The sequence below is a fragment of the Bartonella sp. B10834G3 genome (assembly GCF_016102505.1).
Taxonomy (GTDB): Bacteria; Pseudomonadota; Alphaproteobacteria; order Rhizobiales; family Rhizobiaceae; genus Bartonella; species Bartonella choladocola.
On record NZ_JACFOM010000001.1, the window covers coordinates 596,561 to 613,173 of the forward strand.

The 16,613-nt window shown below is 47.6% G+C and carries 12 protein-coding genes and 2 pseudogenes; all 14 read right to left on the minus strand.

Translation table 11 applies throughout. The features are described from left to right. Nucleotides 1-295: 295 nt before the first annotated feature. Nucleotides 296-1,258: a tRNA pseudouridine(55) synthase TruB gene (truB, locus tag H3S94_RS02620; protein WP_077990647.1), complete on the minus strand. Its 963-nt coding sequence runs from the start codon at nucleotides 1,256-1,258 to the stop codon at nucleotides 296-298. A 6-nt stretch (nucleotides 1,259-1,264) separates the two neighbouring features. Next, the gene (gene rbfA / locus H3S94_RS02625) at nucleotides 1,265-1,663 is read right to left on the minus strand and encodes a 30S ribosome-binding factor RbfA (RefSeq protein ID WP_077990645.1); all 399 of its coding nucleotides are present in this window, start codon (nucleotides 1,661-1,663) and stop codon (nucleotides 1,265-1,267) included. A 184-nt stretch (nucleotides 1,664-1,847) separates the two neighbouring features. After that, nucleotides 1,848-4,496: a translation initiation factor IF-2 gene (gene infB / locus H3S94_RS02630; protein WP_077990644.1), complete on the minus strand. Its 2,649-nt coding sequence runs from the start codon at nucleotides 4,494-4,496 to the stop codon at nucleotides 1,848-1,850. Continuing rightward, nucleotides 4,493-5,126 (minus strand): annotated as a pseudogene (locus H3S94_RS02635) (RNA-binding protein). Before H3S94_RS02635 ends, infB begins: the two are co-directional and overlap by 4 nt. 17 nt (nucleotides 5,127-5,143) lie before the next feature. After that, a complete protein-coding gene (nusA, locus tag H3S94_RS02640; RefSeq protein ID WP_198240199.1) occupies nucleotides 5,144-6,775 on the minus strand; it encodes a transcription termination factor NusA in 1,632 nt (543 codons plus the stop codon). 126 nt (nucleotides 6,776-6,901) lie between these two features. Then, nucleotides 6,902-7,516, minus strand: a pseudogene (rimP, locus tag H3S94_RS02645) (ribosome maturation factor RimP); the annotation flags it as partial. 195 nt (nucleotides 7,517-7,711) lie between these two features. Further along, entirely contained in the window at nucleotides 7,712-8,428 is a 717-nt protein-coding gene (locus H3S94_RS02650) for a tRNA (guanosine(46)-N(7))-methyltransferase TrmB (protein WP_198240201.1), read from the minus strand. After that, nucleotides 8,428-9,693, minus strand: a complete 1,266-nt coding sequence (metK, locus tag H3S94_RS02655; RefSeq protein WP_077990637.1) for a methionine adenosyltransferase — start codon at nucleotides 9,691-9,693, stop codon at nucleotides 8,428-8,430. Before metK ends, H3S94_RS02650 begins: the two co-directional genes overlap by 1 nt. Nucleotides 9,694-10,012: 319 nt before the next feature. Next, entirely contained in the window at nucleotides 10,013-10,426 is a 414-nt protein-coding gene (locus H3S94_RS02660) for a helix-turn-helix domain-containing protein (protein WP_077990636.1), read from the minus strand. A gap of 132 nt (nucleotides 10,427-10,558) precedes the next feature. Beyond that, nucleotides 10,559-12,169 carry an apolipoprotein N-acyltransferase gene (lnt, locus tag H3S94_RS02665; RefSeq protein ID WP_198240202.1) on the minus strand — a complete coding sequence of 537 codons (1,611 nt, stop codon included), beginning with the start codon at nucleotides 12,167-12,169 and terminating at the stop codon, nucleotides 10,559-10,561. A gap of 144 nt (nucleotides 12,170-12,313) precedes the next feature. Beyond that, complete coding sequence (locus H3S94_RS02670; RefSeq protein WP_198240203.1) at nucleotides 12,314-13,321, minus strand: hemolysin family protein; 1,008 nt, start codon at nucleotides 13,319-13,321, stop codon at nucleotides 12,314-12,316. A 118-nt stretch (nucleotides 13,322-13,439) separates the two neighbouring features. After that, nucleotides 13,440-13,913 carry an rRNA maturation RNase YbeY gene (ybeY, locus tag H3S94_RS02675; protein WP_198240204.1) on the minus strand — a complete coding sequence of 158 codons (474 nt, stop codon included), beginning with the start codon at nucleotides 13,911-13,913 and terminating at the stop codon, nucleotides 13,440-13,442. Next, the gene (locus H3S94_RS02680; RefSeq protein ID WP_198240476.1) at nucleotides 13,910-14,989 is read right to left on the minus strand and encodes a PhoH family protein; all 1,080 of its coding nucleotides are present in this window, start codon (nucleotides 14,987-14,989) and stop codon (nucleotides 13,910-13,912) included. Before H3S94_RS02680 ends, ybeY begins: the two co-directional genes overlap by 4 nt. Nucleotides 14,990-15,147: 158 nt before the next feature. Further along, on the minus strand, nucleotides 15,148-16,512 hold the full coding sequence (gene miaB / locus H3S94_RS02685; protein ID WP_198240205.1) for a tRNA (N6-isopentenyl adenosine(37)-C2)-methylthiotransferase MiaB: 1,365 nt from the start codon (nucleotides 16,510-16,512) through the stop codon (nucleotides 15,148-15,150). Nucleotides 16,513-16,613 lie beyond the last annotated feature (101 nt).

The following is a 16,613-nucleotide window of genomic DNA, read 5'->3' on the forward strand; positions in this document are numbered from 1 at the left end:
ACACTGTTTGCCAATTATGAAAGATGTGAGCGAAATACCCGCTTTCAGGACAATAAAGCCGATATTTGCCTGTGAAGGCTTTTATTTATTTGATAACAATATTGGCTAATCGCAATCATGTTATGAACATGACCTTTGGCAGGCGAATATCCGGATCGCTGATGTCAGTACAACAACCGGCGCAGAACCTAAAAAATGCTGAACTCTGTTCTTTTACCTCAAGCTTTTCTGTCTTGAGTAACACACGATCCCGTCCCGAATATTCTCGATAGACAAGCTTTTTGCCCGACGAACATCAGCTAACCGTGAAGACACGCTTTGGTTTGAACTGGCCTTTTTCAATCATACCGATCGCAAGCAATTTGCCTTTTTGGGTCACACAAACCTCATCCTCGTCAACAGGTGCATCACGCCCGCGTAACAAAACAGGATTCCCCATTCGTACACGGTAGGCCTGCTCGTCGCTTAACGGATATTGCGGCAGAAATTCAAGTGCCGCACCGGTTTCGATCAGAAGTTCGTCAAGAGCGGAAAAATCACGCGGCGGAAAAATGCCATTGGCGTCAGCCTCGCCTCTTTCGGGTGCAACAGCTTCCAGCTCTTCGAGGCTCACAAAATCGTCTTCTACAAAAGGTGAAACTTCAATGCGACGCAAATCGGCAATATAGCCATAGCATCCGAGTTCTCTCCCCATATCGCGAGCCAGAGCGCGCACATAAGTTCCTTTACCGCACTCCACCTCGAAGACCGAATGCCCTTCCGGCGTCATCTCGATAAGCTCAAGACTGTCAATTTCGACTTCACGCGGTGGAATATCTATTTTTTCACCTTCTCGTGCCAGATCATAAGCGCGATTTCCATCAATCTTGATAGCAGAAAATTGCGGCGGGGTTTGAAGAATTGTGCCTGTGTAATTGGGCAATATCGCCAATATTTCTTCTTTGTTTGGCCGCTTGGTAGATGTTTTTGTGACTTCACCTTCCATATCATCGGTATTGTGTTCTTCGCCCCAGGAAACGGTAAAACGATAAACCTTTGTACCGTCAACAACATAGGGAACAGTTTTCGTGGCTTCGCCCAGAGCAATCGGCAACATACCCGACGCAAGCGGGTCGAGTGTACCGGCATGTCCGGCTTTTTCGGCTTGAAACAGCCATTTGATTTTCGAGACAGCCTCGGTCGACCCCATGCCTTTCGGCTTATCAAGAATTACCCACCCCGAAACCGGACGGCCTTTTTTCTTCCGCTGACGCGCCATAAAATTCTATTCCTTTTCCTCGTCATCGTGATGAAGATCCCGCGCTACCTCTGGCGAATGCAACAGAGCGTCGATCTTTGCAAAATTGTCAAAACTGGTATCCGGTTTGAAGCGGAACTCCGGCATATATTTTAATTGCCGCAAATCTCTTGCCGCTTCGCCGCGAATAAATCTTGCATGGTGATTGAGTGCTTTTACCACTTCTTCGCCATCAGCATCGGCAAGTGGTGCAACAAAGCAGGTCGCAACGCGCAAATCCGGTGACATTTTGACTTCTGTTGCACTGAGAACCACGCCGTCAAGCACGGGATCCAGAATAACTCCGCGCTGGAAGATGGAGGCAAGGGCGTGGCGAACCTGCTCGCCGACACGCAATTGCCTTTGAGAGGGGCCTGCATGTTTCATAGCTAATACCTTTGATTTTTCGGGCGTATATTTTTTAGATAAATATCCCGAAATTTTTCCGAACGATCAATTCGCATCGAATTAAGCGGCCAACAACCACTTGAAAACCGGCGCGACTTTTGTCCATCCAACGGGATGTTCCGTTTGGCCATATCATTTAATATATGGCCAAACATAAGATCATTTAGAGCGAGCGTTTAATTGTTTCAACTCGGAATGCTTCGATAATATCTCCAACGCGAATATCGTCGTAATTCTCGAAGGCCATACCGCATTCCTGACCGGCAGGAACTTCTGCAACTTCGTCTTTGAAGCGTTTCAAAGTCTTGAGCTTGCCTTCATGGACAACAACATGGTCGCGAATAAGGCGGACACCCTCTCCGCGTTCCATCTTGCCTTCGGTAACACGACATCCGGCCACTTTGCCAACCTTGGAAATGTTGAAGACTTCGATAATCTCCGCATTGCCAAGGAAAGTTTCGCGCCGTTCCGGCGTCAACATGCCCGACATTGCTGCCTTCACATCGTCAACAAGATCATAAATGATATTGTAATAGCGAATTTCGATGCCTTGGGCTTCGGCTGCGTCACGCGCCTGACTGTTCGCACGAACGTTGAAGCCGATAATGGCAGCATTCGATGCTGCAGCCAATGATACATCGCTTTCCGTTATACCACCGGGTGCGGCATGGACAATATGGGCGCGCACTTCGTCATTGCCAAGTTTTTCCAGTGCTGACGTAATCGCTTCGACAGAACCCTGAACATCCCCTTTGATGACCAGCGGAAATTCTTTCATGCCGCTTGTCTGCATACGATTCATCATCTGTTCGAGCGAACCGCGCGAGCCTGCCTGCCGTGCAACCGCTTTTTCACGGGCAAGACGTTGACGATATTCGGCAATCTCGCGAGCCTGAGCTTCATTGGCGACGACTGCAAAACGGTCACCCGCCTGAGGCGTGCCCTGCATGCCGAGCACTTCTACCGGCATTGACGGGGTTGCAGCTTTGATATGGGCACCACGGTCATTGATGAGCGCACGAACACGACCCCACTCGTTACCGGCAACGATAATATCGGAAGGATGCAATGTTCCCTTCTGGATGAGAACCGTTGCAACAGCACCGCGACCGCGATCAAGCTGCGCTTCAATAACAACACCTTCGGCTGTACGATCTGGATCGGCCTTCAAGTCAAGAATTTCAGCCTGTAGCAGAATTGCTTCGAGAAGCTTGTCGATATTCTTGCCGGTTTTTGCCGAAACCTCGACTTCCAGTGTATCGCCGCCCATGCTTTCGACGAACACTTCATGCTGAAGCAGTTCTGTTCTGACTTTCTGCGGGTCGGCAGCCGGTTTATCAATCTTGTTGATGGCAACAATAATCGGCACACCGGCGGCTTTTGCATGGTGAATGGATTCAATCGTTTGCGGCATGACACTGTCATCGGCTGCAACCACCAGAACCGCAATGTCGGTCACCTGCGCACCGCGGGCGCGCATGGCTGTAAAGGCCGCATGTCCCGGTGTATCGATAAAGGTGATCTTCTGTCCCTTTTGTTCGACCTGATAAGCACCGATATGCTGGGTGATACCACCCGCTTCACCGGCCACAACATTGGCATGACGGATGGCATCAAGAAGCGATGTCTTGCCGTGGTCAACATGCCCCATAATGGTAACGACAGGCGGACGCGGTTTCAGCTTTGCCGGATCATCCGGAACATTGAAGAGACCTTCTTCAACATCCGATTCTGCAACGCGTTTTACCGTGTGGCCGAATTCTTCGGCAATCAATTGCGCCATGTCGGCATCAATCACATCACCGGGTTTCAACATCTGCCCCTGTTTCATCAAGTATTTGATAACGTCGACAGAGCGTTCGGTCATACGTTGGGCGAGTTCCTGAATGGTAATGGTTTCAGGAATTGTCACCTCGCGCGAAATTTTTTCACGCGGTTCCTGAATTTGCGAGCGTTTGAATTTTTCCTGACGCCGACGCATTGCAGCCATCGAGCGGCCACGCGAATTGCCTTCATCGTCAAGTGCGCTGTTCAGCGTGAGCTTGCTGCGGCGACGTTCGTCTCCGCCTTTGACGGCCTTTGGAACACGCACTTCCGATTTATTGCCACCACCGCGACGTGAACGATGTTCGTCCTCGTCATCGTCAACAATATTGCGTTTTGTGACAGGAGCGGCTGCGCGTTGTTTGGTAACGGGCGCAATGTCAAGTTCAATCGGGCGATTGGCAGCCTGTTTACCTGTTTTAGGCCGATGACTTTCTTTGGCTTTATGAACCTCAGGCTTCCTGACTTCCGGCTTTTTAACGTCGGCTTTGTGTGGTTCGTCCTTTTCCGCTTCATGGGCTGCGCGGGCTTTTGCATCTGCTTCAGCTTGCTTGCGCAACAATTCTTCGCGTTCTTTGGCGCGTTTTGCCTCTTCCAATTGGCGACGTTTTGCTTCTTCTTCGGCGCGCTTATGCTCTTCTTCTTCGCGTTTATGTTCTTCTTCTGCTTGAAGACGCGCCTCTTCAAGAGCACGCATACGGGCTTCCATTTCAGCCGAGGAAAGATTGCTGTGCGGATGCTGCAAGGAAACTTTTGGGGGCATTTCGGTGCGCGGTTTTACAGTCGGGGCAACGCGCGGCTTGGTCACAACCGGCTTGACTTCAACCTTCTCGTCCGGACGGGTAATTTTACGCCGCTTCGTTTCGACGACGACCGCCTTTGTACGCCCATGACTGAAATTTTGCTTGACCGTGCTGGTTTCAATCCCCGGACGTTTTAAGGTCAGCGTTTTTTTGGCTGTTTTCTTGTCGTTATTGTTTTCCGTCATTCCGTTTCCTTCACGGCTTCTACCGTCTTCTTTTCCGGCCTAGTGCTTACCATCGCGGTAGGCGACAAGTTTTTGCACCGTTTTAATGAATCCCTGCGCAAGCTTTATATTCAATAATGCAGCATGTACCACAGGATTATCACCAAAAGCCACACCCATTTCATCACTATCGAACAAAGTTACAACCGGAATATCTTGCCTATCCGGTCGCCTGACCGAGTAAATTGCCTGTTCAATCTTGCGTTTGCCATCAAAAGCGGCTTCCTTTGAATGCAAAACAAGGCATGCCTCACCCGCCCTTATTGCCTGCTCTACTTTTGTCGCACCGGTGACAACCGCACCGGCTTTCCGTGCCAAAGCAAGACGGCCGAGCGCTGCCTTGACCAAAAGTTTATCAACAAGATCGGCAATCCCCTGATCTACAATAATATCAGCCTTCAGGCTATGTGTAAAAGCCTTACGCCTGATTGCTTCTTCAAGCACCGATCGGGAAGCGGAAATCCATGCCCCCCGCCCCGGCAAATTGGCTTTTATATCGGGTACCAAATGACCGTCCGGTCCGGCAACAAAGCGGATAAGTTCTTGCGCCTCTCCACTTTTTCTTGTCAGGATGCATGTACGGTCATTCATCAATCAACCTGTCTTTCCTATTCTGCCGGTGTTTCTGTCTCGTCCGGTGTTTCAGCTTTCGCTTCTTCATCGGCCTGTTGATGATCTTCGTTATGAATATCTTCTTCGGTCATCCAGCCTGCTTTCAGACGGGCGGCAACAACCATTGCTTCGGCATCTGCACGGCTGATGTCAAAAGGTGTCAACACACCGGCAAAATTCTGTGTTTCACCATCCTTGCGCTCGCGCCAACCGGTAAGATCGTCAACAGCATAACCGGCAAAGTCTTCGATTGTTTTGACACCGTCTTCACCGACAGCCACCATCATAGCGGTTGTCATACCCGGCAACTCACGCAAATCATCCGAAACGCCGAGTTTTTTACGTTTTTTGTCAAGCTCGGCTTCCTGTTTGTCGATAAAGTCTTTGGCGCGCTGCTGGATTTCAGAAGCGGTTTCTTCATCAAAACCTTCAATCGAGCTGATTTCTTCCGGATCGACATAAGCAATTTCTTCAATCGAAGCAAAACCTTCGGAAGCAAGAACCTGAGCGACCATTTCATCGACATCCAGAGCTTCCATGAAAAGCTTGCTGCGTTTTGCAAATTCTTTCTGGCGGTTTTCCGATTCTTCCTGTTCCGTAAGAATATCGATATCCCAGCCGGTCAATTGTGAAGCCAGACGCACATTTTGCCCGCGCCGTCCGATTGCTAGGCTGAGCTGGTCATCCGGCACAACGACTTCGATACGTTCTGCATCTTCGTCAAGAACAACCTTGGCAACTTCTGCCGGCTGCAATGAATTGACGATAAAGGTTGCAGCATCAGGTGACCACGGAATAATATCGATTTTCTCGCCCTGAAGTTCGTTGACAACAGCCTGAACACGGCTACCACGCATACCAACGCATGCGCCGACCGGATCAATCGAACCATCGCGCGATACAACAGCAATCTTCGCACGTGATCCGGGATCGCGGGCAACCGATTTGATCTCGATGATACCGTCATAAATTTCCGGCACTTCCATGGTGAAAAGTTTCGCCATAAATTGCGGATGGGTACGAGAAAGGAAAATTTGCGGCCCGCGTTGTTCACGCCGGACATCATAGACATAAGCACGAATACGATCGCCATAGCGGAACGACTCACGCGGAATGAGTTCATCACGACGGACAATCGCTTCACCACGCCCAAGATCGACAATGACATTGCCATATTCTACGCGTTTGACTGTACCGGAAACGATCTCGCCGACCTTATCTTTATATTCTTCATACTGGTGATCGCGTTCGGCCTCGCGCACTTTCTGGACAATAACCTGCTTTGCTGACTGGGCAGCAATACGGCCGAATTCCATCGGAGGCAGGGGATCTGACAGAAAGTCGCCGATTTCTGCATCGGGTTTGCGTTTTTTTGCATCTTCAAGAGAAATCTGGGTTGCGTCATCCTCGACATTGTCGACAACTTCCAACAAACGCTGCAACTTGATTTCGCCGGTTTTGGAATTGATGTCTGCACGTATATTGGTTTCCTGACCATAACGTGACCGGGCAGCTTTCTGGATAGCATCGGCCATTGCAGAAATGACAATTTCACGGTCAATCGACTTTTCGCGGGCAACGGCATCTGCAATTTGCAGAAGTTCAAGCCTATTAGCGCTCACAGCCATTGATTCTCTCCTTTTTTGTGCCGCTTTACGGCATCGACTAAGTTATCTTTTTTCCGATTTCGGTTTGGACCGTTTCCGTTTGTCCTTACCGCTCGAATTATTTTTTTCCACATCACGATGATTATCATTGGCAGAATTGTCATCTACCCCGAGGTTATCATCGGGAATGGATTGTTGACGCAATGCTTTATCTTTTGCCAGCGCATCACGAATAAGATCGTCGGTTAAAACCAGATGCGCATCTGCAATATCTGTAAACGGAAGCTGAACCGCCAATGATTCCCCATAGGCAGCTTTATCGGTCGTCAGAACAAAACCGTTCTCGTCGACATTGCTGATTGTTCCGCGAAACTTTTTGCGCCCGTCCACCATGATCGACGTTTCAATTTTTGCAATATGGCCTTGCCAACGCGAAAAATCGGATTTTCTGACCAATGGACGATCAATTCCCGGCGAAGAAATTTCCAGATGATATTTGCGTTCGATAATATCTTCGACATCCAGAATGGGAGACACGACACTGCTGACTTCTTCACAGTCCTTGATTGTCATTGTGCCATCGCCACGTTCGGCCATAATTTGCAAAGTAAGACCATTAAGTCCGGATAGACGTACACGCACAATCCTGTAACCGAGAGGTTTTAGCACCGGAGCAACAATTGCAACCACTCGCGCTTCAACGCCTTTTTCCTCGAAAAGACGCGGTTCATCCAAATCAACTGTTTGTCCGCTCTCGCTCATACCCAACTTTTCCAAATACTGACAGGACCATTCCCGTAACAAAAAAGAGCGGGTTCGGAAAACCCACTCTTCATCAAACGATCAAGAATTTTCTACAATATACACCCGCTAAATTTTATTTTCAAGTAGAACCTTATTGAATGTTGAAAACAGTTCTTGAAAAGAACATTCCAGTCCGATCATTTTCTATTGCTGTTATTTTCTGACAAATGTGAGATAGGCAGGTGTTCGCCCAGCTTTCATCGCCTTTTCTTCATAGCGCGTTCCCGGCCACTCTTGAAACGGCAATTTCCAATCGTCCGGCGTCGATGCGGACCAGATAAAATCCGGATGGTGTGCACAATGGAAAAGCGTCCAATTTACATAAGTATCAATATCGGAAGCAAAGCGGAAAGGTGCACCTTTTTTCAACACACGAGCAAAACGGTCGAGATTTTTTTCGTTGACGAACCGGCGTTTCCAATGCTTTTTCTTTGGCCACGGGTCAGGATAGAACAGATCTATCCCTGCAATCGAAGATGATGGCAACCAGTCGAGCAATTCGGTCGCATCGTCATCATAGAGGCGGATGTGTTGCAATCTCTGCTTCTGGCCTTCCAAAGCGCCGAGCAATTTTGCCATGCCGTTAACAAATGGTTCTACGCCGATAAATCCCGTTTGTGGAAACCTGTCCATTTCATGGACAAGGTGTTCACCGCCGCCAAAACCGATTTCAATACGTACATCCGCGCCAACATGGGGCGCGTCACCATTGAAAAACAATTCGGCCAGTTGTTCAGGGGCAGGCTTGCTCAAATCCAGTTTAAGAAGGGGAAGCAATGTTTCTTCACGCTTGATCTGGGCGGCACGCAAGGCTTTACCCCGACGCCGTCCAAAAAAAGCTTCACTTGCCCGTTCTTTATGGCCGTCCATTACGCCTTAATCGCCTCTTTCAGTGCTTTACCGAGATTTGTCCGCTCCCACGAGAACGAACCATCGCGGCCGGGCTTGCGACCAAAATGTCCATAAGCGGATGTTTTGGCATAAATCGCTTTATTAAGCTCAAGATGTTTGCGAATCCCCGAAGGCGACAAATCCATAACTTTGCGGATAGCTGCCTCGACTGCACCTTCATCAACCTTGCCGGTACCGTGGAGATTAACATAAATGGACAAGGGCTGAGCCACACCGATGGCGTAAGAAAGCTGGATTGTGCAGCGATCGGCAAGCCCTGCTGCCACAACATTTTTGGCAAGGTAACGCGCGGCATAGGCAGCAGAACGGTCGACCTTTGTGGTATCTTTACCGGAGAATGCACCACCACCATGAGGAGCGGCACCGCCATAAGTATCAACAATGATCTTGCGACCGGTAAGACCTGCGTCTCCATCCGGACCACCGATAACAAATTTACCTGTCGGATTGATGTACCAATTACAATTATCGGCAATTTTTATATCGCTCAGAGCCTGACGGATATAGGGTTCGACAACCGAACGAACTTTTTTGGAATCCCATGTCGGGTCGATATGCTGTGTCGAAAGAACAATGGAAACCACCTCGACCGGTTTGTCGTTCTCATAACGCACAGTCACCTGACTTTTTGCATCCGGTCCGAGCTTGCTTGCCTCGCCTTCATCAAGATGGCGTGCAATTGACAATGTTTCGAGGATTTTATGGGCATAATAAATAGGTGCGGGCATCAAGTCCGGTGTTTCACGGCAAGCATAGCCGAACATGATTCCCTGATCTCCGGCCCCTTCTTCGCCCTGTCGATCGGATGCATTATCGACACCTTGCGCAATATCCGCCGATTGGGAATGTAACAAAACATCTATCTTCACGGTTTTCCAATGGAAACCTTCCTGCTCGTAACCGATAGCGCGGATAGCACGGCGAGCTGCCGAGCGGAAGCGCGAAGGATTGATAACCGGATTTCCCTTTTTATCGTGGACAAGCTTGCCATTTTTATCTTTTTTCAAAAGCGTATCGGGCACGCGAACTTCGCCGGCAATAACAACACGATTGGTTGTAGCCAAGGTTTCGCAGGCAACGCGAACAGACCAGGGATCAACTCCTGATTTGGCTGCTTCCTTATAGATCATATCAACAATTTCATCTGAAATACGGTCACAAACTTTGTCGGGATGACCTTCCGATACCGATTCACTGGTAAAAAGATAATTTTGATGAGACACGGGAAACCCCTCTAGAAAGAAGACGTTTACATTCTCTCCGGATACTCCGAAAAGAAAAACGACAGTTGCTTTATTTGCCAAGCTTGTCGAATTGCGTCAATGCTGTTTTGGTCTCTATCGCGAAATAAATGTGATATTCTTTATCTGTCAATAAAATTTGACGTCTTTTTCAAACATCGTTCAGGCATGTGAGACCCGAAGTAAAACAATAAAAGCGGATTTTTCACAGAGTGAACAAATTGCCTTCATCAGGGAAATAACAATAATGAAACGGGCAATTTTGATTAAAATTGCCCCCCGATTTTTATCACAAACCAGCCTAAAGCGTATTTAAAGTTTCGTCTTCTGAAAGGGCTTTGGCCAAATCAATGATTTTACGGCGAACTTTCGGGTCTTTTATATTGGTAAATGCACGCAAAAGCTGGATACCTTCATTGCTTGAGCAGAAATCCATGAAATTATTGTCACCCTCGCGAAAACCCTCGGATGAACGGGCGCCGGGAGCTTCTTCAAAAAAATAGGATACCGGAACGTCGAGAATTTCGGAAATCGCCTGAAGACGGCTTGCTCCAACGCGGTTCGTGCCTTTTTCATATTTTTGAATTTGTTGGAACGTAATACCGAGTTGCTCCCCCAGTTTTTCCTGACTGAGCCCAAGCATATTGCGCCGTAATCTGATGCGGCTTCCCACATAAACATCGGTAGGGGCGGGTATTTTTTTGGGTGCGGACATGATCTAACTTTCTCGCGTCAAAACTGATCCATCTTCACAAGTTTGAACCGATGCAGATGTTTATTGTTATTTAGGGGTTGCAGTATCGGTCCCCCGCTGGAACCACTCTCCATCCACATAACATCCCATTGGTTAGAACTTGTCAATCGAACGCGCATTTTTTACAAAACCAAATATTAAACTTAATATCAGTATAATAACAAATGGCATAAAAACTTGATTAAAATTCGGTTGCTTGCCCCATATCGGAACAATAGCCGGCGGAATTGGTGAATCAAGCACACCGATATTATTCAACTCCAACGATCGAACGATTCGCCCGTAGGGGTCAACAACGGCCGAAATTCCGTTATTGGCCGCACGGATAAGCGGAATTCCCAATTCGACTGCACGCAATCGTGCCTGATCGAAATGCTGATATGGCCCCGGTGTATTACCGAACCAGCCGTCATTGGTAACATTTAAAATTGCTTGCGGTTTATCGCCTTTGTAACCCATACCATCGGGGAAAATGACCTCGTAACAAATCATCGGCAGATAAACAAACCCGTCAGGCATTTTTACAGTTTGTCGTATTGAATTGCTGCTATACCCCCCTGCCATGACCGCCAGCGCATGAAGCCCTATTTTGTCAAAAAAACTCTGGAAAGGCAGATATTCACCGAACGGTACGAGATGCACCTTGTCTGAAGAGGAAAGGATATTTCCATTCCCGTCAATTGTCTCAATCGTATTGAAATATCTGTTGTTTTTGTCGTTGGGAGCACCGCTGCTGCGAACCGCGCCGACAATCGCCCATTGATGCGGTTTCAGTATAGATGCAATGCGCGTTTTTGCTTCAGGAACATAATCGAGAATATACGGCACAGCCGTTTCCGGCCAAACGATATAAGACAATTCGTGTTCTCCGCTTGAAAACGGCTCTTCACTCAATTTCATATGCGCTTCAAACATTGCATAACGCACTTCATTATCGAGTTTTTCATCCTGCTTTATTGACGGCTGAACGAGTCTTACCCATTTCTCTGCTTTGTCATAACTCTCGACCGGCAGAGCATTATAAAGGCGGATAGCACCAAAACCTGTATGAGCGGCAAAAAGACCGACGCCGATTGTCAATGCAATTTTCCGCCCGCTTTTGTCGAAGAGAGTGGCTGGCAAGGTATAAAGAAGCACCGCCAATGCATTCATGCCATAGAGCCCGACTACCGCGTCGGACTGCATAAAAAGCGGTGTTGGCATAATCGTGTAACCGATCGCATTCCACGGAAAACCGGTCAACAAAGTTGCACGTAAATATTCGGCAATGCCGAGCGCAAAAGCCAAAGTGAACAGACGCGACAACCCCTTTTTCCAGAACAGAATTGCGCATCCGCCCGCCAGCCCCCAATAAAGCGCTAAATAAAAGGGAAGTCCTAAAACTGCAAAAGGAATAGCCCATGCAAAGCTCAGCGGGTCTACAAGCATAGCACTTGCAAGCCACCAGAGCCCGAAAACAAAATAACCGAAACCGAAACTGAAACAGGTCAAAAAAGCAGCTTTAAAACGTGTTTTCCTGTCCGCTTCACCGCTTGTTACATCAAGCAGCAAGACAAGAACCGGAAAAGTAGCAAAAGCAATAGGAAAGAGATAAAATGGCGTCAGCGCAAATGCGGTTATTCCACCAGATGCAAAGCCGAGAATCTGCCGCTTGAACCCGCGCAATCCTCTCATATAAAGAATGGCTTTTGCCAAAATTTGCATCGTTCCTCCCCGCTATCTCGTCATAATCGACATTGAAGCGATAAACATAGAAACAACTTGAAGAGCATGAAAACCACATGCAATTATCGCCAACCCGTTAGTCAATAGCTGAAATTTAACCGTTAAAAACGGGCATCATAACATTCATTCAGATGGAAGATTGGCTCCTTCAAGCTTCTGGTGCGTAGTCAACGGTTGAATTCTAATTCGTTTGATACGGCGTTTGTCGGCTTCCAGAATACGGAACTGATAGCCGGGAACGGCTTCCACAACTTCGCCTTTTGCCGGTATCCGGTCCAATGTCGAAACAATCAACCCGCCAATTGTATCAACATCCTCACCATGTTCTCCCACTTTGAAATCCGGCCCCAATGCTTTTTCGACCTCATCCAGCTCGGCACTTGCGTCAACAAGCCATTTATTATCAGCCTCTTTGATAATAGACATATCAACATCGTCATGCTCGTCTTCAATATCGCCAACAACAAGCTCGACAATATCTTCCATTGAAGCAAGACCATCTGTTCCACCATATTCGTCTATAATCAGCGCCATCTGGGTTCGCGTCGCTTGCATACGTGTCAAAAGTTGCCCTGCCAACATGGAACCGGGAACAAAAAGCACACTGCGTATCAGATCAAGGTCACCAACCGGTTGCGACAAATCCACTTTGGAAAAATCAAGACATCCCTCTTTTTCGCCATTTTGAGCTTTATGGGTGATATAATTCAACACATCCCGAATATGCAGCATACCGCGCGGATCATCGAGACTTTCAGAATAGACCGGCATACGGGAATGGCCGGATTTTTCAAATTCGATCAATGTTTCGGCAAGCGTTGTTGTAATATCGAGCGCTTCTATTTCGGAACGCGGTATCATCACATCTTCCACGCGCGTTTCCCTGAGCCGCAAGATATTGTTCAACATGAGACGCTCTTCAGGAGAGAAAAGGCTGTTTGCTTCTCCTTCATCTTCGGAAAGAGCATCTGTCAGATCTTCACGCAATGTCGAATTATTGCGCGAGCGCAAAAAAGAAAAAAGATTGGCAAATAGCGATTTTTTCTCGTTGTTTTGCTGGCGCGAAGAATTTTGTCCTGTTGATGACCGGGAAGACTCTTCCTCGATTGAATTATCCGTTTTATCAGTCATGGTTCCTAACAAAAATCTCTTTATTCCAAATAAATCGGTTCATTTTTTATATTAACCCAAGAAATATATTATTCCAATATCTGTATGATTCGTTAATAGCAACGTTCATCTTCCCTGTTTATTCACTGTAAGGGTTGGAAATACCAATCTGCGATAATATTTTTATCTCCAAACCTTCCATTTGTTCAGCCTCTTCATCGGTTTGATGATCGTAACCCATCAGGTGAAGAAGCCCATGAACAATAAGATGGCCGAGATGATCGTCAAAACTTTTATTTTCTTCGCGTGCCTCGCGCTCGACGGTTTCAAAGGCAAGAACGATGTCACCCAGAATGGGACCCGGTTGTTGACCCGGTTTTACCGGAAAAGCGGGAAATGACAAAACATTGGTAGGCTTGTCGATATGACGCCATTGCCCGTTTATTGCACGAATGTCCTTATCATCGGTGAAGACAAGACTAAGTTCACTTTCAATCTTCCCGAAGCCGAGTTCAACCAATGTCGCCTGTAAGAGAGGATCGACAATCCGTCTCAAAGCCTCTTCGTTTTGCCAACCTTCAGCATTAATCGCTACATCAAAACGCACTGTCATCTGGATAAATTCTTTATTCTATCATTTTTTTGACTATGATTTTGTAAATTCGTTCGCGCATCACGGTCATAAGCCGTAACGATCGCCGTTACCAACGGATGGCGAACAACATCGGCTTGACTGAAATGTATGATCTTTATGTCTTCAATAGGTTCAAGGATGCGCATAGCCTCTGTCAAACCGGATTTTTGTCCGAAAGGTAAATCAATCTGGCTTGGATCGCCGGTAACGATCATACGCGAGCCTTCACCAAGCCGTGTCAAAAACATTTTCATCTGCATTGAAGTTGTATTCTGCGCTTCATCAAGAATAACTGCGGAATGCGAAAGCGTACGTCCACGCATAAAGGCAAGCGGGGCAATCTCGATTATATCGGCAGCTATTGCACGCTCGATCTTTTCGGCCGGCATCATGTCATAAAGTGCATCGTAAAGCGGCCTTAAATAGGGGTCGACTTTTTCCTTCATGTCACCGGGTAAAAAACCCAGCCGCTCACCTGCCTCGACAGCAGGGCGGGAGAGAATAATGCGTTCCACCAATCCGCGTTCGAGCAACATTGCTGCATAGGCAACGGCAAGATAGGTTTTTCCGGTTCCTGCAGGCCCCACTCCGAAAACAAGTTCGGCTCGTTGCAGCGCTCGCATATAAGCGTCTTGCGTTGGCGTGCGAGCGTAAATTGTTTTCTTGCGGGTCGAAATATGGGCGGGCGTTACTTTGTTGGTCGTGCCATTTCCGGCCAATTCGTGACCTCCGGTATCACCCGCCGACGAGGCAATCGCGATAGCCCCGTCCACATCCGACAACCCCGGCTGCATACCGCTCTTGGCCAGTTCATAAAGTTGATCCAGAGCCTGACGGGCAACCTCGATATCCTGTTTATTGCCACGAATTGATACTTCATTTCCCTGTGCGCGGATATCAAGTCCCAATTTTTGCTCGATCCGGGCCAGATTTTCATCGAATTGTCCAAAAACAACATTTGCCTGCCGGTTATCCTCGAAGACCAGCACAATATGGTCTGTATCGGATAGTCCGGTTGGAACAGGAACATGTAAGTCTTTGCCGGACTTTTTTATTTTTCCGTCTTCTCCGACTTTTACCGTTTTTTTCTTTCCGGTTGAATCGTTCAACCTTTTCTCCTCAAAAAACCGACACTGTTAGAAATATATAAAATTCCAGCTAAAAGAAAACATGCTTTTCATGCTTCTATACATGATGAATGCAATTGCTGTTTTCAATTTGCTGCATTGCCAAGAAGACTGTTAGAAGAAGCTTCTGTAATATTGACGGGTATGATTTCGCCGATTTTTGCATTTGTCAAAACGGCAACAGGTAACAACCACGGCGAACGGCCGACCATTTGTCCATCATGACGACCGGCTTTTTCGATAAGCACATTAACCCGTTTGCCAATTTTCGATTTCAGAAACCGGTGTTGCTGGTCAAGAATAAGTGCCTGTAAACGTTGCAGGCGTTCATCTTTCACCTTTTCCTCGACATGGCCTTTCATCGTCGCACCCGGTGTCCCCGGACGTGGCGAATATTTGAATGAATAGGCAGAACTATAACCGACTTCTTCAACCAGTTTTATTGTCGCCTCAAAATCTTCGTCGGTTTCGCCCGGAAATCCGACAATAAAATCTCCCGAAAAGGCAATATCGGGACGTGCTTTACGAATACGTTCGATCAATTTCAGGTAATCTTCAGCCTTATGCTGGCGGTTCATGGCTTTGAGGATGCGGTCGGAACCGGATTGCACAGGAAGATGCAAATAGGGCATCAACATTTCAAGATTGCCATGAGCATCAATCAGACTGTCATCCATATCGCGCGGATGGCTCGTCGTATAGCGCAAGCGCTTCAACCCGTCTATCTCGGCAAGTCGATAAAGAAGATCACCCAATCGCCATTGACTTCCGTTTTGTGAAACGCCATGCCAGCCATTGACGTTTTGCCCAAGCAAAGTGATTTCTTTTACGCCCGCCTCGACAAGCTCTTTTGCTTCATCGACAATCTGTTCGACCGGCCGCGAAACTTCGGAGCCACGCGTATAGGGCACAACACAGAATGTACAGAATTTATCGCACCCTTCCTGAACTGTCAGAAAAGCCGTGACACCGCGTTTTCTCACCGCCTGACGATTATGATGCGGAAGATGGGCAAATTTGTCTTCAACTGCATATTCTGTTTCAACAACCTTTTTGCCTTCACGTACTTTTTGCAACAGCTCCGGCAAGCGATGATAGGTTTGCGGCCCTACAACGAGATCGACTGTCGGGGCACGCCGTAAAATCTCGTCGCCTTCGGCTTGGGCAACACAGCCCGTAACACCGATTGTCAACGGTCTTGAAGGATCACGCTCTTCGCGCATAACGCGCAAACGCCCGAGATCCGAATAAAGCTTTTCGGCTGCTTTTTCGCGAATATGACAGGTATTGAGCAATATAAGATCGGCGTCTTCGGGAGACTGTGTGGCAACATAGCCTTCGCCGTCAAGACTATCACCCATGCGCTCGCTGTCATAGACATTCATCTGACAGCCATAGGTTTTGATATAGACCTTGCGGATATTGCTGTTTTTTTCTTTTGCTTCACTCATAACGCATTTTTATCCGGTTTTCTGGTAAATCTCAATCTTTTTACTCGTGTGTTTTTTTACTTAAGGATTTCGCACTCAAGAAGTTATTTTCAGAGGGGTAT

Coding starts and splice junctions, on each gene's coding strand:
- truB (WP_077990647.1), bottom strand. CDS start 1,258: ATGGCGCGTCAGCGGAAGAAAAAAGGCCGTCCGGTTTCGGGGTGGGTA.
- rbfA (WP_077990645.1), bottom strand. CDS start 1,663: ATGAAACATGCAGGCCCCTCTCAAAGGCAATTGCGTGTCGGCGAGCAG.
- infB (WP_077990644.1), bottom strand. CDS start 4,496: ATGACGGAAAACAATAACGACAAGAAAACAGCCAAAAAAACGCTGACC.
- nusA (WP_198240199.1), bottom strand. CDS start 6,775: ATGGCTGTGAGCGCTAATAGGCTTGAACTTCTGCAAATTGCAGATGCC.
- H3S94_RS02650 (WP_198240201.1), bottom strand. CDS start 8,428: ATGGACGGCCATAAAGAACGGGCAAGTGAAGCTTTTTTTGGACGGCGT.
- H3S94_RS02660 (WP_077990636.1), bottom strand. CDS start 10,426: ATGTCCGCACCCAAAAAAATACCCGCCCCTACCGATGTTTATGTGGGA.
- lnt (WP_198240202.1), bottom strand. CDS start 12,169: ATGCAAATTTTGGCAAAAGCCATTCTTTATATGAGAGGATTGCGCGGG.
- H3S94_RS02670 (WP_198240203.1), bottom strand. CDS start 13,321: ATGACTGATAAAACGGATAATTCAATCGAGGAAGAGTCTTCCCGGTCA.
- ybeY (WP_198240204.1), bottom strand. CDS start 13,913: ATGACAGTGCGTTTTGATGTAGCGATTAATGCTGAAGGTTGGCAAAAC.
- miaB (WP_198240205.1), bottom strand. CDS start 16,512: ATGAGTGAAGCAAAAGAAAAAAACAGCAATATCCGCAAGGTCTATATC.